The organism is Chelativorans alearensis, assembly GCF_010993735.1.
Lineage (GTDB): Bacteria > Pseudomonadota > Alphaproteobacteria > Rhizobiales > Rhizobiaceae > Chelativorans > Chelativorans alearense.
This window is the reverse complement of the sequence record NZ_WQNI01000001.1, coordinates 463398-483676: the sequence shown is the minus strand read 5'-3', so window position 1 is coordinate 483676 and position 20279 is coordinate 463398. Positions and strand designations below refer to the sequence as shown.

Genomic DNA, 20279 nt, shown 5'->3' with positions numbered 1-20279 from the left:
GTCGGTCACGAGTCGCGAGCGACGTTGGGTGCTACGTTCCGGTACCAGCCATCATTGATGGCCGCCTCCCACTGGCCACTCGGGAAGGTGGGGATGGTCGTGGGCACGATGTCTGAGAAGCGCTCGCGCAGCGCGGGCTCCACATAGTCCCAGGACACACCGGGGAAGCCGCCAAGCTCAGTGAGGATGGCGCTCTGGATGGCTTCGCTGAGGACGAAATCGGCCAGCTTGAGCGCGGCATCCTTGTTGGTGCCGTTCTCGATGATCACGGCGCGCGAGAAGTCGCCGCACAGCGCCAGGTCCTGAAGCTGCACGAGGCCGGTTTCCGGCGGCAGCACGCCTTGGTCGATTGCCTGGAGCACCTGATCGGACCACACCGGGGTCATGGTCACCACGCCCTGGGCGAGGAGCTGGATGGACTGGGTGTTGCCCGACGAATAGGCGCCGCTGTCATAGAGCGAGGGCGCGATGTCGGAAAGAATGGCCCAGGCCTTGCCGAGCGCCTCGTTGCCGAACTCCTCGGTGTAGTTGTCAACCGTGAACAGGGAGGGGTCGAGCCCATTGGCCTGATGGATGGCACGACGGACGAAATTGCCGCCCGATCCGCCCTTGTCGGGGCGGTTGTAGACGAACGCGCCTGGATTGGCCTTGATCCACTCGACCAGCGCATCCCAATCCTTGGGCGTATTGGCCGGGTCCAGCTTGGTGCTGTCATAGGCAAGCAGCACCTGCGAGCCGCGATATGGCAGGCTGTAGTCGCTGTCGATGGCCAGCGGATTGATCTTGGAATAGTTCGAAAGCCCGGCAGCCTTGACGTTGGTGTAGATGCCGGCCTCGATGGCACCCGCGGGCAGGCGCGGATTGGCGGTTTCGAAATAATCGGCCTGGGGATCGGTTCCGGTCTGCTTGGCGGCAATGGCGCGCTCGCCGATGGCGATGATGCCCGCGCCGTCGCCGGCGTCCACCAGATTGATGGTGATGCCCGGATTGGCCGCCTCGAAGGCAGGCTTCACGGTGTTGGCCCAGAAATCGTAGATGTTCGAGTCCGAGCTGGTGTACCAGTCGATGACCCCTTCGGCTGCCGAGGTCATGCGCGGCAGGATCAGCGTGCCTGCCGTGGCGGCCGTCGCAAGCATGAATTCACGTCTTTTCATGATTCCGTTCTCCCGTTTGCCTCGGCGCGATCGGCATCCCGCTGGTTCTTCGCCCGATGGATTGCACAGCAACACCCGCAGCCCGCCTGTCGGCAGGCAGCGAGATGTCAGACACCGTTCGAAGAGATCACTCTTTTGCAACAGTCGTATTACACTCGGCGGGCGGGAAAACTGGTGGGCACCCCATGCGCTGCACAGGCGTTTTGTCTCCGTCGTCGACTGCCGTCACGCATAGCATCGGCCGTTTCCCGGCTTGACTGGATCCCGAAGCGTAACGAGTATTCTCCTCAAAGGGCCGTCAAAGGCCCGGGAGGAAACGATGACCAGCTCCATTAAGCTGTTTGATGGCGCGTTCGGCCATGTCTCGATCCTGAACGTGGCGAACGACCTCGTGACCCACGCCCACGAGGAGGTTCACATCATCATCTGGCTGGCCGGCGCGGCTGGAGAGATGACGGTCGGCAACGAGCGCGTGCTGCCCGGCGAGCATGTCGCCGTGGGGGTCAATTCGCTGCAGCCGCATCGTCATGACTTTCCAGCCGGCGGCAAGGAAGGGCGATTTCTCGCCTTTTACATCGATCCGGACTGGATTGCCGGCCGCAGGGGCAGCCGTCGCGAGGAAAATGTCTTCGCCGCGAGCGCGATTTCCACCGACAAGCGCTTGAACGAATCCGCCTTCAGGCTCCTCGAAAGCCTGACGAGCGGCAACCTGCCTGCTCATCTGGTCGAATACGAGACCGAGCGCTTCATCGACTCGGTGTTCGACACCGCCGTCTCGCAGCAGCGGCGCAGGAGCGTGCGCGTCCGCGTGGCCGCGCGGGACCATCGCGTGCGCAAGGCTGCCGCGCTGATGAAAAGCCACGTCTGCGAACGGGCCTGCCTCGACCAGGTCGCGCGCAGTGTTGGCCTGTCACGTCCGCACTTCTTCGCGCTGTTCAAGGAGCAGATGGGGCTCACCCCCAACGTCTACTGGAACTCGATGCGCATGGCCGAGGCGGCGCGCCGGTTGCGGGCCTCGGAACAGTCGCTGATCGACATCGCCTGCGGGCTCGGTTTTTCAACACAGGGAAATTTCTCCCGCTTTTTCCGCGACCATTTCGGCGTGCCGCCAAACGCCTACCGTTCGGCCGCCCGCAGGCTTCGGCATTAGTGCGCGGCTCCGCTCCATTTTTTTCAGACTGTTTGATAGGCGTTCCAGACGCATTGATAAGCATCGTCCGCCTGGCTGGCTATGATCGCAGTGAGGGCTGGCAGCAAGGAGCGTTTTCTCATGGCGACCGTCACGGTCTCAAGCGTCATCGATGCACCTGCCTCCGATGTCTGGACGTGCATCCGTGACTTCAACGGCCTTCCTGACTGGCATCCGCGAATGGTCAAGAGTGAAATCGAGGGCGGCGGGCCATCGAGCGAGATCGGATGCGTGCGCAAGTTCGAGATCGCTAGCGGGGCGACGATCAGGGAGAAGCTGCTGGGCCTCTCCGATCGCGATTATAGCGTCACCTATTCCATTCTCGAGACGCCCCAGCCGATCTCGAACCATGTCGCTACGCTGAAGCTCATCCCGATCACCGACGGTGAGCGCACCTGCGCCATCTGGACGGCAAGTTTCGACGCGCCCGCCGAGGAAGCCGAAAAGATCGCCGAGGGGATGGGAGCGAATGTTTTCCAGGGCGGGTTCGACGCGCTGAAGAAGCGCTTCGCGGGAGGCTGAGCGGGAGGACCGGCGATGGGCATCAGCCTTCAGACCTTTTCAACTGCAAGCGAAGCGCAGGCGGCTCTTGGTGTGTCCGGCGCTCGTTATATGGGCGGCGGGACGCTCGTGGTCCGGGCTGTGAATGAAGGGGACCTCTTGTTTTCGACCATTGTCAGGACGACCGATCCTGCCCTGTCGGCGATTGGAACATCCGACGCCGGCGTGAGGATCGGTGCTTCCGTGACGATGAGCATGGTCCTCGCGCATCCCGGGCTGAGCTATCTCGCGCCGGCGGCGCGTGCGGTGGGCGGTCCCGCGGTTCGCAATATGGCGACGGTGGGCGGCAATCTGTTTGCGCCCGCGCCCTATGGGGATTTCACGGTCGCACTTCTCGCTCTCGACGCGAAAGTGTCCATCAGCGGCAGCGGCGAGATGGCGCTCGAAGCTTTCCTGCAGGAACGAGACAGCCTCGGCGCTTCAGCGCTCGTGACGTCCGTGACCTTCGCGGCGCCGACACCTGACAGCTTCCGGTTTCTGAAGGTCAGCCGGGTGCATCCCAAGGGTGCGGCCGTTCTCACGATCGCAGCCGATATCCGCGAAGAAGCCGGCTCGGTCGTTCAGGCAAGGATCGCCCTTGGCTGCATGGCTGACCGCGCAATCCGTGCGCACGCGGCCGAAGTGGCACTCGTTGGGCGTCCGCGCACGAAGGAAGGCATAGCGCCCGCGCTGACCGCTGCGCTCGAGGGCATCGCTCCGCCGACAGACGCGATCGCCAGCGCCTGGTACCGGCGCGAGGTCCTGCCCGTTCATCTGGGCAGACTGCTGCTCAGCTAGGGAGGCCTGGAAGAAGCCAGGCCACCACACCATCGACTGGGAGGAAGCGATGGCAAAGATTTCGGTTCAATTCACGCTGAACGGCAGCGAGCGGGCCGAGTTCGTGGAAAGCGGAACCACGCTGCTCGCCGCGCTGCGCGACAAGATGGACGACACCTCACCCAAGGGCGGGTGCCACCAAGGCGCCTGCGGCGCCTGCACCGTCATGATCGACGGGGAATTGCGACTGTCGTGTCTGACATTGGCGGAGACGTGCAACGGCGCGCAAATCCGAACCACGGCGGGGCTTGCAAACGGTGAGGTGCTACATCCTCTGCAGCGCGCTTTCGAGGACGCATTCGCGGCGCAATGCGGCTTCTGCACGCCGGGCATGATCATGGCCGCCGCGGCCTTGCTGGAACGCAATCCCAATCCGGACAGGGCCGATGTGGTGGAGGCGATCTCCGGCAACGTCTGCCGCTGCACGGGGTACGAGCCGATTATCCAGGCCGTGCTTCTTGCCGCACGCGCCAATTCCACGTCCGCTGCTTGAGGGAGACGGGAATGAAGCTGTCGAAAAACTATTTTGCCGACGAGCGCACAGACGATTTCACCGAGATCGGCCAGCCGCGCCCGCGTTCCGACATCAGGGGCCATGTCACCGGCAGGACCGCCTATTTCGCAGACCGCACCTTTCCGGGCCTCCTTCATCTGAAGATGGTGCGCAGCCCGCACCACCACGCACGCATCCGCGGCATCGACACGAGCGAGGCGGAGAAGCATCCGGGCGTCGCCAGGATCATTACGGCGAAGGACGTGCCGCAGAACCTCTACACCATACTGATCCTGATCCACGTGGGACCGGAGGACGAGCACGTGCTCGCCGAGGACAAGGTGCGCTGGAAGGGCGAGGCGGTGGTGGCCGTGCTCGCCGAGACCGCGCGCGCGGCGGAGGAGGCAGCCGCCAAGGTCAAGGTGGACTACGAGGTTCTGCCCGCCGTGCTCAGCATCGAGGACGCGCTGAAGCCCGATGCACCCATCGTCAACGAGCATCACGGCCGCAACTACTATCTCTACGACAGCGGCGAATGCCGGAAAGTCCGCTTCGGCGACGTCGAGAAAGGTTTTGCGCAGGCCGACCATATATTGGAGGAGAGCTACTCCTCCGGCCCGATCGAGCATGCGCCGCTCGAGACCAGCGGCTGCATCGTCACGCCCGAAGCGAACGGCCGTTTCACCTGCTATACCAACACACAGGCGATGTTCTTCACCCTCGACAACGCCTCGATCATCCTGCAGATGCCGGGCCACAAGCTGCACATGGTGGGCGGAACGGTCGGCGGCGGCTTTGGCGGCAAGGTGGATGTGACCATCGAGCCAGTCGCGATCCTCGCCGCCAAGCTCACGGGACGCCCGGTATCCTTCATCTACTCCAGAGAGGAGGAGATGCAGGTCTCCTCGCCGCGCGCGGCGGAGAGGATCGTCATCAAGGACGGGGTGATGAAGGACGGGCGCATCGTCGCGCGCCAGGTCACGGCCTACATCGACGCCGGCGCCTATTCCCGCCATTCCCCCTACGGCGCGCAGAAATCGGCGGCGCATTTTCCAGGGCCGTATACGATCTCGAACGTCGCGATCGACAGCTACTGCGTCTACACCAACCGCACGCCGTCGAGCGCCATGCGCGGCTTCGGCGTGACGATCGGCGACTTTGCGCTCGAGGTGCAGACGGACAAGTTGGCGCGGCTGATCGGCATGGATCCGCTGGAGTTCCGCTTCATCAACGCCTATCGCGACGGCGACATGAAAGCGCACCGCCAGCCGACGGAGGGTGCCGCGCTGATCGAATGCATGCAGGAGGCTTCCGTCATCGCCGGCTGGCCGGTGAGCGAGCGCTTCATGAAGATGTCCTCACGAACGAGGGAGGGCTGAGCGATGGCTGTAAAGCGCGGCCGCGGCGTGGCGGCGGTCAACTACCCGACCGGCATGAATCTGGGTGGTGATCCCACCCAGGCGCTCGTCCACTCCACCCCCACCGGCAGCTTCATGGTGACGCTGTCGAGCGTGGACCTCGGGCAGGGGCTGAAGCAGATCATGGCGCAGATCTGCGCCGAGACGATCGGCGTGCCGACCGAGAGCGTCACCGTCGACACGGCCGACACCGACACCGGGCCGCATTGCATGGGCACCTTCGCCTCGCGCGGCACGCACCGCGCCGGCAATGCCGTCATCCAGGCGGCGCGCGAGGCGCGGCAGGTGATGCTGGAGGTTGCAGCCGAGGAACTGGAGGTGAACGCTTCCGACCTCGATACCGACGGCAGCGGCAACATCCATGTGAAGGGCGCGCCGTCGCGCTCCATCTCGATCTTCGACACGGCACTTGCCGCGCACTTCAAGCATGGCCGTTCGATTTCGGGACGCGGCATGTTCCTCGTCCCGCGCTCCTATCCGGAGACGGAGACGGGCGCCATGAAGCCATCGACCTGCTATGCGCATGCCTGCACGGTGGCCGAGGTGGAGGTGGACGAGGAGACCGGCGAGGTCGTTGTGCTTTCGGTCAAGAACGTCTTTGAGATCGGCCGTGCGCTCAACCCGAAGATGGTCGAGCAGCAGCTCATAGGCGGGTCGTGGATGGGAATCAGCCACGCGCTCTACGAGACGACGGAGCCCTACTATCCGGATCGGGAGCACGGCGCGCGCGATTACAACGAATACCTGATGCCCGGGCCGGGAGACCTCGCGGAGACCGAGATCGCGGTCCTGGAGCGTCCGTCAGGAGACGGTCCGTTCGGGGCGAAGGGGCCTGGCGAGATGTGCGCCAACCCGCAGATACCGGCCGTCGCCAACGCCATCTTCGATGCTGTCGGCGTGCGCGTCGACACGCTCCCCATCACGCCTGAGCGCGTGTTGCGGGCCCTGAGACAGCGCGACGCCGGCGCGACGGCCTGAGCCATGGCGCGCAAGCCGGCCGCATCCCTCACGGCCTCTCCCGAGGCGATCGCCGCGGGCCTGGCGAGGGCGCGCTATGTGACGGATGACGGCTTGGCGACCGCGATTTTCCTGGCGATCCGCCTTGGCAAGCCGTTGCTTCTGGAAGGCGCGCCGGGCGTCGGCAAGACGGAAGCGGCGAAGGCGATCGCCGAGATCTTCGGCCGAAGCCTGATCCGTCTGCAATGCTATGAGGGCATAGACCCCGCGCATGCCATCTACGAGTGGAACTACCAGCGCCAGCTACTCGCCATCCGTCAGGCCGGCGAGGGCGAGGTCGACCTTTACGACGACCGTTTCCTGATCGCCCGTCCGCTCTTGCAGGTCCTGAAGGGGCCTGAAGAAAACATCCTGCTGGTCGATGAGATCGACCGGACGGACCACGAGTTCGAGGCGCTGCTCTTGGAGTTCCTGTCCGACTTCCAGATCTCCATCCCCGAACGCGGCACGATCTATGCCACGGCGCGGCCGGTCGTCGTTCTCACCTCCAACCGCACGCGCGAGCTCGCCGAGGCCTTGCGGCGGCGCTGCGTCTATCATTGGATCGGCTATCCGGATCCCGAGAGGGAGGCCGAAATCATCATGCTGCGCGCCGGAGACGTCGCCGAGCGGACGGCACGGGCGGCGGCAAAGGCGGTGCGCGAAATCCGCTCGCGGCCGCTGGCCAAGCCGCCGGGCATTTCCGAGGCCATCGAATGGGCCAACGCGGCGACGGTATTGGAGAAGGGCGGCAGCCCGTGGCCGGAAGCCTTCCGCAGGGCGGTCGGCGTTTTGATCAAGGACGAGGAGGACCTGACCTTCCTCGCGCCCGAACTCGGCCGCGTGGTCGAGGAGGCGCTGGAGTGATGCCGGCCCGCCCGCTCCCGAAAGGCGCGCAACCCTTTGTGGGGTTCGGCCGGCTGTTGCGCGGCTTCGGCCACAGTGCGGCGCCCGAGCAGATCGAGAGTTTCATGGCAGCGGTGTCGCTACTGGGTCCGAAATCCATGGAAGACATTCGCCGGGCGGCCATTGCGACGTTCGCGCCGCCGCCGGAGCGATTCACGGAGTTCGAGGCGCTTTTCCGCGGCCATTTTTATGGCGAGGCGGCTGTAACGGTTTCTGATGACGCCGACGAGGAGAAAACACAGGTCAAAGACGAGGGGAAATCCTGCGAAGAGCATATCGAGATTCGTGCGCATGAAGAGGGCGGAGCGCGCTCCTCCGCCGCCGAGCAACTGGCGGTACGCCGTTTCGCGCGGACGCCGGACACGGCGTCGGGCGCGTTTGGCCACCGCCTGGCAAAGGCGCTGCCGCAACGCCGGACGTTTCGGCATCTGCGCGTGCGCTCGCGTGGGCGGATCGATTTGCGCCGGTCGCTGCGGGAGATCGTGCGTTTCGACGGCGACATTCCCGAACCCATTCTGCGCCGTCGTCAGGTGATGCCGCGTCGGCTGCTCGTCCTGATCGACATATCCGGGTCGATGAAACTTCACACCGAGGCCTATCTGAAGGTCGCCCACGCCGCCGTTCAGGGCGTCAGGGCGGCCGAGGTATTCACCTTCGGCACGCGGCTGACGCGCATCACCCCGGCGCTCAGGATCCGCGACCGCGATCAGGCGCTGACGCGCGCGGCCGGGTGCGTGGAGGACTGGGACGGCGGCACGCGCATCGGGCCGACCTTGCTCGCCTTTCTGTCCGTCCCGCGCTTCGCCGCCTTCGCGCGCGGCGCGGCGGTGCTGGTCCTCTCCGACGGTCTCGAGCGGGGCGATCATGCGGAGATGGCGATTGCGATGCGTCGGCTCTCGGCCAAGGCGCACCGGCTCTCGCTGTGCACGCCGCTGGCCGGCGACCCGCATTTCCGGCCTGAAACGGCGGGGCTGCAGGCCATCCTTCCCGCGCTCGACGATCTTGTCGACGGCTCCTCCACGGCGGAGCTGACGCGCTTCATGCTTTCGCTCGGAAGGCCCGCCAGGCCGGCCGCCGAGATCTGGCAGAGGGCAACATAATGCAGAAAGCCATCGATACCCATTTCCACATCTGGCGGCAGGAAGACCTGCCCTGGCTTCTCGGCCCCATGGTGCCGCGCATCTTCGGCCCCTACGAGCCGATCCGGCGCGACTATACGATCGAGGAATTCCTCGACGACCAGAAGGATTCGGGCATCGAGAAGGCCGTCTACGTGCAGACCAACTGGGCTAAGGAGCGCTTCGAGGACGAGGCGGCCTGGGTGCAGGCGACGGCGGAGGAGACCGGATGGCCGCACGCCATCGTCGGCTACGCCGATATGACGGTGGAAGACGTCCGCCCGCAGCTCGACCGGCTGAAACGCTATCCGCTTATCCGCGGCGTGCGCATGCAGCTTCACTGGCACGAGGTGCCGGATTACCGGTTCGCCGCCTCGCCGCGCCAGGTCATCGACCCGACGGTCCGTGCCAACATCGCGCACTTGAAGGACTACGGCTTCTCCTTCGATCTCCAGCTCTTTCCAGGCCAGATGCGCGACGGCGCTACGATGGTTGCCGAAAATCCGGAAACGCAGTTCATCCTGACGCATACAGGTATGCTCACCGACATGTCGCCCGATACGGTCGCCGAATGGGAGGCGGGGCTGCGGATGCTGGCCGCCCAACCCAACGTTTCGGCGAAGCTTTCCGGTCTCGGCACCTTCGTTCACAGGAACGATCCGGAGCTGGTTTCCTTCGTCGTCACCAGGGCAGTGGACATCTTCGGCAGTAGCCGGCTGATGTTCGGTTCCAACTTCCCGATCGAGAAGCTGTGGACCGATCACCTGTCGATGATGAACGCATACCGCGCTGCCGCCGCACCGCTCTCCGCTGAAGATCGGGCCAACATCTTCCGGAACACCGCCGAACGCATCTATCGGCCGGTGTGAGATTCAGTTTCAGCGAAGCGCGCGGAGCACAGGGCCAGGAGATACGCGAGAGGCGGCCAGTCCGCCATCTCATCGCGAAAGATCGCGCCGGAGCGTGTCCGCTTCCGGCCGAGCTGGACCGGGACGGGGATGATCTGCGGACCGCGCGCTTCCGTGACTGCCGCGTCCGGCAGGATGCTCAGGCAGTCGCTCTTCTGAAGCAGGCCAATCGCGGAGATGAGGGATTCGCACGTGATGCGGATCTCGGGTGCGCGGCCCAACCGTTCGATCGAGGCATGCACCGTCGCGCTCTCGTACGCCGGATCGATGGAGTAAATCAGCCACGGATAGTCCAGCAGAACCTGCGGTTCCAGAGAACCGTTCGGTCTCAGTCGGCCGAAGAGAGGGTGATCCGCCCGCGCGACGACACGGTCATGAACGACCGTGAACTGCCTTCGGCTGAGCCGTTTGTCGATCTCGTCGGCGATTTGCAACCCGCCGAAAAACACATCGACCCGACCTTCCAGAAGGTCGGGAATCGCCGTCTCGAAATCAGCGTTCTGCAGCTCGATCACCAGGTTCGGAAATGCTCGCTGGAGTTCGCCGATCAGCCCGGGAAGAACGACGGCCCGCCACAGCGGTCCCGCCCGGATGCGCAAACGCATCTTCTTGCTGGTATCGCTGGACTGCAGCTCCTGCTCGGCCAGTTCCCAGTGGCGCGATAGCCGCAGCACCGACGACAGAACCTTCGCGCCAAAGGGTGTGGGCGTGACGCCGCGGGCGCCGCGTTCCAGGAGCGGCTGCCCGAACCGCTTTTCAAGCTTTGCCAGTGAGCGCGAGAGGGCCGGCTGGGTGATGCTCAATCTTTCCGCCGCACGCCGCAGGCTGCCCTCCTCGACGATGGCCTGCAGGCGGAAAAGATGGGTCATGAGATCGAGCATCTGGGCGATAACTTTATGACATCGCGGATGCGCTTTTTTGCATTATTCATGCATGGCTGCAATCGCTAGTGTGGCTGCCGGCGCTCAACGGCTCGCGGGAGGCGGGCAGCAGCGGTCCACGGAGGAAAATATGTCCACCAGACAAATCGACGGCCTTTCGCGCCGTGCCTTTCTGGCGTCGAGCAGCGCCTTCGCGCTTGCCGCGCTCGCGGGGCGGAGCCTCGCGCAGGAAGTCAAGAACATCGACCCGAGCATTGCCGAGAAGATAACGATCGCCGACCCGAGCCTCGACCTGCCGCCGGCCGACGGCCCGTTCCGATGGCTGGACAGCGGCGGCCAGAAGGGCGTGTTCTACCGGCAGTTCTTCCCGAAATACGCCGAGACGCGGGGAATAGAGGTCGTCTATGACGGGCTGCCCTGGAACGAGATCGCGACCGTGCTGCCGCTCGGCATCCGCAACGGCTCGGCGCCCGATGCCTTCAACCTGCCGAATGGAATGCCGCCGGCGGTCGCCGTGGCGGAGGGCTGGGTTCAGCCGCTCGACGATCTGATCCCCGACCTTGATGCCTGGAAGGCGGGTTTCCCGGCCGGTTCCTTCGTTGAAGGCGTCAACGTGATCGAAGGCAAGACCTACGGCTTGCCCTACACGTCCGAACGCCGCTGCTCGTCTCTGCTTTTGTTCAGCAGGAAAGCAATGGAACTGACCGAGTTTGACCCGGGTCCGGGCGCGCCGCTCACCTGGGACCAGTTCCGCACGGCGGCAGCGCAGATCACGAAGAATTCCGGCGGCTCCATGTTCGGCCTGATCATGGGCGGCAATCAAGGGAACCGCTGGTCCGCCAATCTGGTCCAGCTCGCCAACCGCGGGGGCGCCGCCTGCGCCAGCAGCGTTGCCGGATGTCTGAGCTGCGTCGACTACAGGACCGGCGAAATCGTCGTCGACAAGGACGAGTTCGTAGAGGCGATGGAGCTTCTGCTGGCCATCCGCGACGACGGCAGCATGTTCCCCGGCATCATGAGCCTCAACGCGCCGCAGGCACGTGCCTTCGTCGAACAGGGCGGCGCGGGCATGATCCTGCAAGGCCCGTGGAACGTGCCGATCTGGGAGGCCAACAATCCGGACTTCGACTTCGGCCTCGCCCCGACGCCGGCGCCCGAGGGCAAGGACGGCAAGACCATCGTCGACGCGCTGCCCTCGGCGGCCAACACCATGTATGTGAACGCCGCGGCAAAGAACCCCGCCTATGCGGCCGACGTCTTTCACTACATGGGCACGCTCGATGGCCAGGTCGCCTGGGGCAATGTCGTCGGCCCCTCGGACCCGCCGATCTTCCCGAAGGCAGCCGAGGAGGCCGAAATGTCGGAGCGCTCGAAGGCCGTCATCGCGCTGCAGGAAAAGCAGGTGCGCGTCAGCCCGGTGGTCTACGCGCGCAGCCCCGGCTTCACCAAGGTGGCGCAGCTCTACGAAGAGCCGACGCCGAACCTGGCGAACGTCGTGCAAGGTCTCTACACCGGCCAGCTCAGCGGCGTGAAGGAGAGCCTCTCGAAGCTCAAGGACGCCATGAATGCGGCGCTCGACAAGGCGATTACCGACGCCAATGCGGAAGGGGCGAATGTCCGTCGCGAGGACCTTGTCTACTCGGACTGGGATCCAAGCGTCGACTACGCTTCCTAGAGCATGATGAATTCCGGTCGGGTTAACCCTGTGCGCGTCATCCCGAAAGCCGGCTGGAGCGAAGCGAAAGGTGGCTGTCCGGGATCTATTCCGGAATATGGACGAGTCACGGAGTGGGTCCCGGACAACCTCCGCTTCGCTCCGGTTTCCGGGATGACGGGGAATGTCCCGGTTAAGGGGCCATGTGGCGATAGCTCCCGGGAAACACGAGGCAGCACAATCCGATGAGCGCCACAGAGTTGCATATCCCGCACACGCCGGCCGCGACGAGACAGGGCCTTGCGGCCCGCATCTGGAAATCGCGGATCGACTATTTGTTCCTCGTTCCGGGGCTCCTCATCTTCGGCGCTTTCATCGTCTGGCCGCTGATTGCCTCCGAATACTACTCGCTGCTCAATTGGACGGGCTTCGGCGCGGCCAAGAAATTCGTCGGCCTGCAGAACTACCGTGAGCTCCTGCAGGATGAGTTCTTCCTCAACGCCTTCAAGCGGTCCTTCCTCTTCACCCTGGCGACCGTGCCGCTGCAGATGTTCATAAGCCTGGTCTTCGCGATCCTGCTCAACAACAAGCTTCTCAAGCTCTCCACGCTCTTCCGCACGATGATCTTCCTGCCGGTGGTCACGCCGGTGGTCGTTATCGCCATTGTTATCGCGCTCATGCTGAGCCCCTTCAACGGGCCGATCAACGGCCTCCTGCTCGATGCCGGGCTCTTCGAACGTGCGGTCGACTTCCTCGGCAGCCCGCAACTCGTGCTCTGGACGCTTGCCGGCGTCTTCGTGTGGAAATGGACGGGCGTGACGCTGATCTACTGGCTTGCAGCGCTTCAGACGGTGCCGGAAGAGCTTTACGAGGCAGCCAAGCTCGATGGTGTGAAAACCTGGCAGGTGACGGTCTTTGTCGTCCTGCCGATCATCGCCCCCTTTGCGGTCGTGATCGGGCTGATCTCGGCCATTGCCGCGCTCAACGTCTTTCCGCTGATCCAGTCGACGACGCAGGGCGGCCCCTTCTTCGCCTCGGAGGTGATGGAGGTCTTCATCTTCCGCATCGCCTTCGCGCCGTCGGGTGGCATGGTCCCTCAACTGGGCTATGCAAGCGCCGCAGGCGTCTTGTTCGGCCTTGCCGTCATGATCCTCACCATCTTCCAGATCGTCGCGGTGCGCCGCGCCCGCAGGAAGGATCCGGCCAATGGCTGATGTCGCTCTGTCCCACAGTTCGGCGATCACGAGCCGGCAGTCTTTCCTCAATCCGCGCCGCCGGCGGCTTATCACCTCGGTCGTGCTTGCCGCGATCTGCATCGTCTGGGTCTATCCGCTCGTCTGGATGGTCTCGGCCTCGTTCAAGTCGAACAGCGAGATCTTCGCAGGTGGCGGACTGATCCCCGAGAACCCGACCTTCGAGAATTTCGTGCGGGCCTGGCATGAAGCCAACATTGGCGCGTATTTCTTCAATACGCTCTTCGTGACGGTCGGTTCGGTTCTCATCACGACCATCTCGGCGGCGCTGATGGGCTATGCGCTCGGCCGGCGGCCGTTTCCGGGGCGGGCGACGCTCTTCGGCCTGATGCTCTTCACGCTCTTCATCCCGCAGGGCTACACCATCATTCCGGTCTTCGAGCTATTGTCGAATTTAGGGCTCGGCCAGTCGCTGTGGGGCCTGATGCTCGCCACCTGCGGCCATTCCATCGTGATCTTCACGCTGCTCTTCGCCGGCTACTTCAGCCAGATGCCGAAGGAACTCGAGGAAGCCTCGCGCATGGACGGCGTCGGCCCGGTCAAGACCTTCTGGTACGTGATGCTGCCCCTGTCGAAGCCGATCATCGTGACGGTGGTCGTGATGCAGACGCTGCAGGCCTGGAACGACTTCCTGCTGCCGCTGGTCATCACGCTCGCCAACCCGGCGCTGCGCACGCTCTCGGTCGGCATCTACTCCTTCCGGGGCGAGCACTTCATCGATTGGGGCGGCATGACGGCCGGTTCGACCATCACCATCGTGCCGGTCATCATCCTGTTCCTGTTTCTTCAGCGCTACTTCATCGACGGCCTGGCTGGCGCGGTGAAGGGCTGACAAGGAGAAGAAAATGGCCGGTGTCAAGCTAACGGGCGTAGCCAAGAAGTTCGGTGCCGTCGAGGTGATCCGCGGTGTCGACATCGAGATCGGAGAAGGCGAATTCTGCGTCTTCGTCGGGCCTTCCGGCTGCGGCAAGTCAACCCTTCTGCGCATGATCGCCGGGCTCGAGGAGATCACCGCCGGCTCGGTGGAGATCGGCGGCCGCCGGGTGAACGATATCGACCCCTCCGAACGCGGCACGGCGATGGTCTTCCAGACCTATGCGCTCTATCCACACATGACCGTGTCGCAGAACATGGGCTTCGGCCTGCGCATGAACGGCGTGCCGAAACCGGAAATCGCCAAGCGCGTGGCCGAGGCCGCGCGCATCCTGCAGATCGAACCTCTGCTCGACCGCAAGCCAAAGCAGCTTTCCGGTGGGCAGCGCCAGCGCGTCGCCATCGGCCGCGCCATCGTCCGCGACCCGCAGGTATTCCTGTTCGACGAGCCCCTGTCGAACCTCGATGCCGAACTGCGCGTTGCGACCCGGCTCGAGATCGCCAAGCTGCACGGCCAGCTTCAGGGCTCGACCATGATCTACGTCACGCACGATCAGGTCGAGGCGATGACGCTGGCGGACCGGATCGTGGTGCTGCGCGACGGGCGGGTGGAGCAGATGGGCGAGCCGATGGAGCTTTACGAACGGCCGGCGAACCTCTTCGTCGCGGGCTTCATCGGCAGCCCGAAGATGAACTTCATCAAGCTCCGCGCTACAGGCGATGGCGGGCAGCCCGCAGCAGAACTGCCGGACGGCAGCCGGTTTGCGCTGTCGGGTCCGGAAGCAAACGGTGCCGCGACGCTCGGTGTGCGGGCGGACGGACTTAAGCCCGTCGACCGCGACGGCGTGTTCACCGGCGAGATCACCGTGGTCGAGCAACTCGGCGATGCGGTGTTCGTCTATGTCCGCACCCCCTGGGGTCAGGAGATCGTGGCGCGCTTCGAGCCGGGTGCGAAGGTCCGCGTCGGCGAGCGGATCAGCTTCGCCCTTGGCGGTCGTACCCATTTCTTCGATGCCGACGGCCGCGGGCTGACCGGTGTCACCCCTGGCAACACCATTTCAGAAGCAAGGCTCTCCGCATAATTTCCGCACATACGAGGACGAGGATGCGCCCCAACATCATTTTCATCATGTCGGACGACCACGCCGCCCGCGCGATTTCCGCATACGGGGCGGGGCTGAACCACACGCCGAACATCGACCGGCTCGCCAGGGAAGGCATGCGCCACGACGCGACCTATGTGACCAATTCGATCTGCACGCCGAGCCGGGCGGCGATCCTGACCGGCACCCACAACCATGTGAATTGCGTGACAACGCTCGCCACGCATATCGACAATCGGCTGCCCAATGTCGCCAAGCATCTGCGCAACGCCGGCTACCGCACCGCGATCTTCGGCAAATGGCATCTGGGCGAGGGCAAGGCGCACGAGCCGACCGGCTTCGATGAATGGGCTGTGGTCCCCGGCCAGGGCGACTACTGGGACCCCGCCTTCATCAGCCCCGAGGGGCGCAAGCGCATTTCCGGCTATGCGACCGATATCATCACCGACATGTCGCTCGACTTCATCGACCGCTGCGGCGAAGAGCCGTTCTTTCTGATGTGCCACCATAAGGCGCCGCACCGCAACTTCCAGCCGCACCCGAAGTACAATCATCTCTGGGCCGACGAGGATTTGCCGCTGCCGGAGACATTCAACGACGACTATGCGAACCGGGCGGCCGCGGCCGCGGCCGCGAAGATGCGTATTCGCTCGGACATGAATTGGGAGGATCTCGGCCTCGTGCAGCCTGAAGGTCCGGCCTTGCGGGCGGGCGAGCTGATGGTCGACGGCTGGTTCGCCCGCAAGGTGCCGGAGCTGAAGTCCGGCGAGACGATCACCGTGGTCTGCGCGGAGACGGGAGAAAACCACACTTTCGACGATCCGCAGAAATTCGCGGAGTTCAGATACCAGCGCTACATGAAGCGCTATCTTCGCACAGTCCAGTCGATCGACGAGAATGTCGGTCGCATCCTCGACGAGCTCGATGCAAAGGGCCTCGCGGGCAACACCATCGTTGTCTACACCTCTGATCAGGGCTTCTTCCTGGGCGAGCATGGCTGGTTCGACAAGCGGTTCATGTACGAAGAATCCCTGCGGATGCCGTTCCTCGTGCGCTATCCGCCCGAAATCGCGCCCGGCTCGACGAGCAAGGATATCGCCTGCAACGTAGACTTTGCGCCGACCTTCCTGGACTATGCCGGCGTGCCGGTGCCCAGCTATATGCAGGGCCGCTCGATGCGCCCGGTGCTGGAAGGCAATACGCCTGACGATTGGGAGCAAGTCGCCTATCACCGATACTGGATGCACAACGACGAGATCCACGAGGCGTGGGCGCATTACGGCGTTCGCGATCAGCGTTATAAGCTGATCTACTGGTATAATGATGATCTTGGGCAGTTGGGTGCCCGGCCGGGCGGCGGGCCGCCGGAATGGGAGCTGTTCGATTGCCAGGAGGACCCCTTCGAACTGAAGAACCTGGCCGACGATCAGGCCTACAACGAGGTCTTCGAGACGATGCTGGCGAAACTCGACGCGAAGATGGCCGAGATCGGCGACGTGCCGGAGCACGACAGCGCAGCCATACGCGCCGCGCGCCTGGATAGGGCAGCTGCCTGAGATGAGCTGCTGTGGCGCTTCCCGTACGGTGATTGGTTCGGCGGCACCTTCAACCGTGCAGGCGGACGCTTCGGAAGCGCTTGCGATCGCCGATGCCCGCCGGCCGGAGATCGTTCATTTCTCGGGCGGATCGAGCCATGTCGGCACCCGCCGGGCGGAGATACCGCAGGACGGGGAGGGGCTGTTGCGCACGGTGAAGCTCCGTCCCTTTGCGGTTGAGGCTTGCCTGGTCACCAATGCGCGCTTTGCCGCTTTCGTGGCCGAGACCGGATACGTGACCGAGGCCGAGACATTCGGCTGGGGGCTCGTCTTCCGCAGACTTTTGCCCGACCCCGAGGCGATCTCGCCTTCGGCATCCGCCACGCCCTGGTGGGTCATGTGCGACGGCGCTGCCTGGTTCGCCCCGGAGGGGCCCGGCAGCCATGTCCGCGACCGCGCGGACCACCCGGTCACACATATCTCCTGGGCCGATGCGCAGGCATTTGCGGCCTGGGCGGGCGGGCGCCTGCCGACCGAGGCAGAGTGGGAGCACGCGGCGCGCGGCGGGCTCGAGGACCCGCGCTTTCCCTGGGGTGACCGGGAACCCGACGAACGGGATTTCATGCCCTGCAACATCTGGCAAGGACGCTTTCCCTACGAAAACACCCGCGCCGACGGCTGGCTCGGCACGTCACCCGTCACCGCCTTCGCCCCCAACAGAGCCGGTCTCCACGACATGGCCGGCAATGTGTGGGAATGGACGTCGGAGCCCTTTATGGTGCGCTCGCAGACCCGTGCGGCGCGGCTCAGGAACGAGGAGGCGCGGGCGATGAAGCAGAAGCTGTTGAAGGGCGGTAGCTTCCTGTGCCACCGAAGCTATTGTTATCGTTACCGCATCGCCGCCCGCTCGGGCGTTCCGGCCGACAGCGGGGCCAGCAATTCCGGCCTCAGGGTCTTCTACGATGCCTGACCAAGCTCCTATCGACCCAACGGAACTCCCATGAGGCTGATCTTCGTCCTCTTCGATTCCCTCAACCGCCTGGCGCTCGGCCCCTATGGCGGGACGATCGGAACGCCGAATTTCGACCGCTTCGCCGAACGGGCGGTCACCTTCGATCGCCACTATGTTGGTAGCCTTCCGTGCATTCCGGCGCGGCGGGATATCCAGACGGGGCGCGCAGGCTTCTTCCACCGGAGCTGGGGTCCGATGGAGCCGTACGACAGGTCGTTTTGCGAGAGCCTGCGGAGGAAGGGCGTACACACGCATCTTGTTACCGACCATTTCCACTATTTCGAACCGGGCGGCTCGGGCTATCACACCCAGTACGACACCTGGGATTTCATCCGCGGCCAGGAATACGACCCGTGGAAGGCTATGTCCGAGCCGCCGCTTGAGAAATTCGCCGAGACCTACGACCCGCGCCACTATGACCCGGTGAAGAAGAGGCGGCGTCTGCGCCATCTCATCAACCGCGAGTATGAGAGAAGCGAGGCGGACCTGCCGATGCCGCGCTGCTACGCCTCGGCCTTCGAGTTCCTCGACGCCAACCGCGGCGCCGACAACTGGATGCTTCAGCTCGAGCTCTTCGACCCGCATGAGCCCTTCCATGCGCCGGCTAGGTTTCGGCGCGACGGCGACAGCGCCTACCGAGGCGCCATGCTCAACTGGCCCGATTACAGACGGGTGAGCGAGACCGAGGAGGAAGTTGCCGAAATCCGCGCCAACTATGCCGCGCTGATCCGCATGTGCGACGAGTACTTCGGCCATTTGCTGGATTATATGGACGAGCGCGACATGTGGAGGGACACCGCCATCGTGCTCTCCACGGACCATGGGTTCCTGCTTGGCGAGCATGGCTGGTGGGGCAAGAGCCGGATGCCCTACTACGAGGAAGTCGTCCACGTCCCCCTTATGGTCTATCACCCCGACCATGCAGGCGCCGGTGGCCGGCGGGGCAACGCCCTGACCCAGACACCCGACATCATGCCGACGATCCTCGACATCTTCGGCTGCGACGCCCCCGCCGAGGTCACCGGCCGGTCGCTGCTCTCACACATGCCGACGCTGGAGGCTGAAACCGACCGCATCGTCGCCTTCGGCCTTTTCGCCGGTCCCGTAGGCGTCACGGACGGACGATACGTGATGTTTCATTATCCGCCGGACGTGCTGGGCGAGGGGCTTCATGAGTATACGCTCATGCCGCAGCACATGGTGGATCCCTTCACCGCAGAGGAGCTCCGTACCGCTGAACTGAGCCCGCCTTTCGACTTCACGCAGAAAATGCCGCTTTTGAAGATTGCCGCCACCCGAGAGGCCGCAAGGCCGCCCAATCTCGGCGGCTCGTTCGAGGACCAGGGTTTCCGGCTCTACGACCTCGACACGGATCCCGGCCAGACGACGCCGATCCGTGATCCCGCGGTCGAGGCGCGGCTCTATGCGGGCCTTCGTGCCTATATGGCGGCCCATGACACTCCGGCCGAAAGCTATGCGTGGCTTGGGCTCGAACCCGGCGCCGACAGTCGCGCCAGTGCGTTGAATGACGAGTGAGATGATCGATTATCCCACGACTTGGGTATCGGCAAACTCCGCGTGACTGATGAGCCGAACGGCGCCCGCGGCTCGGGTTCACTCATAAGAGGCATGAAATCGGCTGCCTCCTGTAGCTGGCGGAAAGATCTCTCCATGGCTCATTTCTTGTACTGCGGGTAAATCGTCTCGCCGCGTGCGAGCATGTCGACGAAGGCCTCTATCTTCCTCTTCCGGCCCGCTTCGGTCTTCATATGCTGGGTGCGAAAGGCCAGCGCGTAGCGGTTCTGCGCGTTCAGTTTCTCTAGCATTTCCCGGGCCTTTGGGTCGGCATCGATCGCCGACTGGAGGTCATCGGGTATCCTCATGTCCTTGCCGCTTGCATAAGCGCGGCCCCAGCGGCCGTCGGCCTTCGCCGCATCGACCTGCTTGAGTCCGTGCTCGGTCATTCGGCCCTCCTTGATCAGCCGGGCGACATTGTCGACGTTGATCTGGCTCCAGATGCTCTTGCCCCGCCGCGGCGTATAGCGTTGCAGATAGCTCCTGTCGTCGAACCCCTTGCGTACCCCGTCGATCCAGCCCCAGCAGAGCACCACGTCGATAGCTTCTTTGGGCGTGATCGACTTGAGCCCCGAACCGACCTTGTGAATCTTGATCCAGACCTCATCTTCCTTGTTGTGGTGCGTGCCGAGCCACCGGTAAAAACTCTCCGAATCCTCGAACTCGCGGACCTTGTCGGGATTAACGTTGATTGGAGCCATCAGTCAGCACTCCGAGGAGGGTTGAAAGCCAAGAGGCGAAGGCCCGCAGAACTGCAAGCACGCTCTGCACCTCCTCATCGAACGTTCCACCCATACGGCGGTACACTGGCTTTGCCAACACTTTCTAGCTCTG

The 20279-nt window shown here is 64.1% G+C and carries 19 protein-coding genes; 16 read left to right on the top strand and 3 right to left on the bottom strand.

Annotated features, from left to right (window positions below; all coding sequences use genetic code 11):
• Positions 1-5: 5 nt before the first annotated feature.
• Positions 6-1154 (bottom strand): extracellular solute-binding protein, encoded by a 1149-nt coding sequence (locus GPJ75_RS02180; RefSeq protein WP_163264618.1) that lies wholly within the window; start codon positions 1152-1154, stop codon positions 6-8.
• A 319-nt stretch (positions 1155-1473) separates the two neighbouring features.
• Here GPJ75_RS02180 and GPJ75_RS02175 point away from each other — a divergent pair, with 319 nt between their 5' ends.
• The 9 genes from GPJ75_RS02175 to GPJ75_RS02135 all read left to right on the top strand — a co-directional run bounded on the left by GPJ75_RS02175 (position 1474) and on the right by GPJ75_RS02135 (position 9520).
• Positions 1474-2304 (top strand): helix-turn-helix transcriptional regulator, encoded by an 831-nt coding sequence (locus GPJ75_RS02175; protein WP_163264616.1) that lies wholly within the window; start codon positions 1474-1476, stop codon positions 2302-2304.
• 120 nt (positions 2305-2424) lie between these two features.
• A complete protein-coding gene (locus GPJ75_RS02170; protein ID WP_163264614.1) occupies positions 2425-2865 on the top strand; it encodes an SRPBCC family protein in 441 nt (146 codons plus the stop codon).
• A 15-nt stretch (positions 2866-2880) separates the two neighbouring features.
• The gene (locus GPJ75_RS02165; RefSeq protein ID WP_163264612.1) at positions 2881-3681 is read left to right on the top strand and encodes an FAD binding domain-containing protein; all 801 of its coding nucleotides are present in this window, start codon (positions 2881-2883) and stop codon (positions 3679-3681) included.
• A 49-nt stretch (positions 3682-3730) separates the two neighbouring features.
• Positions 3731-4213, top strand: coding sequence for a (2Fe-2S)-binding protein (locus GPJ75_RS02160; RefSeq protein WP_163264610.1), 483 nt, complete (start codon positions 3731-3733; stop codon positions 4211-4213).
• A gap of 11 nt (positions 4214-4224) precedes the next feature.
• Positions 4225-5592 carry a molybdopterin cofactor-binding domain-containing protein gene (locus GPJ75_RS27635; RefSeq protein WP_163264607.1) on the top strand — a complete coding sequence of 456 codons (1368 nt, stop codon included), beginning with the start codon at positions 4225-4227 and terminating at the stop codon, positions 5590-5592.
• Between the two features lie 3 nt (positions 5593-5595).
• Complete coding sequence (locus GPJ75_RS27630; RefSeq protein WP_163264605.1) at positions 5596-6609, top strand: molybdopterin cofactor-binding domain-containing protein; 1014 nt, start codon at positions 5596-5598, stop codon at positions 6607-6609.
• Between the two features lie 3 nt (positions 6610-6612).
• Positions 6613-7494: an AAA family ATPase gene (locus GPJ75_RS02145; RefSeq protein WP_163264603.1), complete on the top strand. Its 882-nt coding sequence runs from the start codon at positions 6613-6615 to the stop codon at positions 7492-7494.
• Complete coding sequence (locus GPJ75_RS02140) at positions 7494-8633, top strand: vWA domain-containing protein (protein WP_163264601.1); 1140 nt, start codon at positions 7494-7496, stop codon at positions 8631-8633. The genes GPJ75_RS02145 and GPJ75_RS02140 overlap by 1 nt, the downstream gene beginning before the upstream one ends.
• On the top strand, positions 8633-9520 hold the full coding sequence (locus GPJ75_RS02135) for an amidohydrolase family protein (protein WP_163264599.1): 888 nt from the start codon (positions 8633-8635) through the stop codon (positions 9518-9520). Before GPJ75_RS02140 ends, GPJ75_RS02135 begins: the two co-directional genes overlap by 1 nt.
• Here the strand turns inward: GPJ75_RS02135 and GPJ75_RS02130 are convergent.
• Complete coding sequence (locus GPJ75_RS02130; protein WP_163264597.1) at positions 9505-10440, bottom strand: LysR family transcriptional regulator; 936 nt, start codon at positions 10438-10440, stop codon at positions 9505-9507. The two genes, GPJ75_RS02135 and GPJ75_RS02130, sit on opposite strands and share 16 nt — an antisense overlap.
• 130 nt (positions 10441-10570) lie before the next feature.
• Here GPJ75_RS02130 and GPJ75_RS02125 point away from each other — a divergent pair, with 130 nt between their 5' ends.
• The 7 genes from GPJ75_RS02125 (at position 10571) to GPJ75_RS02095 (ending at position 19406) form a co-directional block, all read left to right on the top strand.
• Positions 10571-12115, top strand: coding sequence for an ABC transporter substrate-binding protein (locus GPJ75_RS02125; protein WP_205602443.1), 1545 nt, complete (start codon positions 10571-10573; stop codon positions 12113-12115).
• A gap of 224 nt (positions 12116-12339) precedes the next feature.
• Positions 12340-13308, top strand: coding sequence for a carbohydrate ABC transporter permease (locus tag GPJ75_RS02120; protein ID WP_163264595.1), 969 nt, complete (start codon positions 12340-12342; stop codon positions 13306-13308).
• On the top strand, positions 13301-14179 hold the full coding sequence (locus tag GPJ75_RS02115) for a carbohydrate ABC transporter permease (protein WP_163264593.1): 879 nt from the start codon (positions 13301-13303) through the stop codon (positions 14177-14179). Before GPJ75_RS02120 ends, GPJ75_RS02115 begins: the two co-directional genes overlap by 8 nt.
• Positions 14180-14192: 13 nt before the next feature.
• Complete coding sequence (locus tag GPJ75_RS02110; protein ID WP_163264590.1) at positions 14193-15302, top strand: ABC transporter ATP-binding protein; 1110 nt, start codon at positions 14193-14195, stop codon at positions 15300-15302.
• A 23-nt stretch (positions 15303-15325) separates the two neighbouring features.
• Complete coding sequence (locus GPJ75_RS02105; protein WP_163264588.1) at positions 15326-16879, top strand: sulfatase family protein; 1554 nt, start codon at positions 15326-15328, stop codon at positions 16877-16879.
• Between the two features lie 55 nt (positions 16880-16934).
• A complete protein-coding gene (locus tag GPJ75_RS02100) occupies positions 16935-17828 on the top strand; it encodes an SUMF1/EgtB/PvdO family nonheme iron enzyme (protein WP_246248872.1) in 894 nt (297 codons plus the stop codon).
• Between the two features lie 30 nt (positions 17829-17858).
• Positions 17859-19406: a sulfatase family protein gene (locus GPJ75_RS02095; RefSeq protein ID WP_163264584.1), complete on the top strand. Its 1548-nt coding sequence runs from the start codon at positions 17859-17861 to the stop codon at positions 19404-19406.
• Between the two features lie 140 nt (positions 19407-19546).
• On the opposite strand, the gene GPJ75_RS02090 is transcribed toward GPJ75_RS02095, so the two are convergent.
• Positions 19547-20146: a YdeI/OmpD-associated family protein gene (locus GPJ75_RS02090; protein WP_163264582.1), complete on the bottom strand. Its 600-nt coding sequence runs from the start codon at positions 20144-20146 to the stop codon at positions 19547-19549.
• Between the last annotated feature and the right edge of the window lie 133 nt (positions 20147-20279).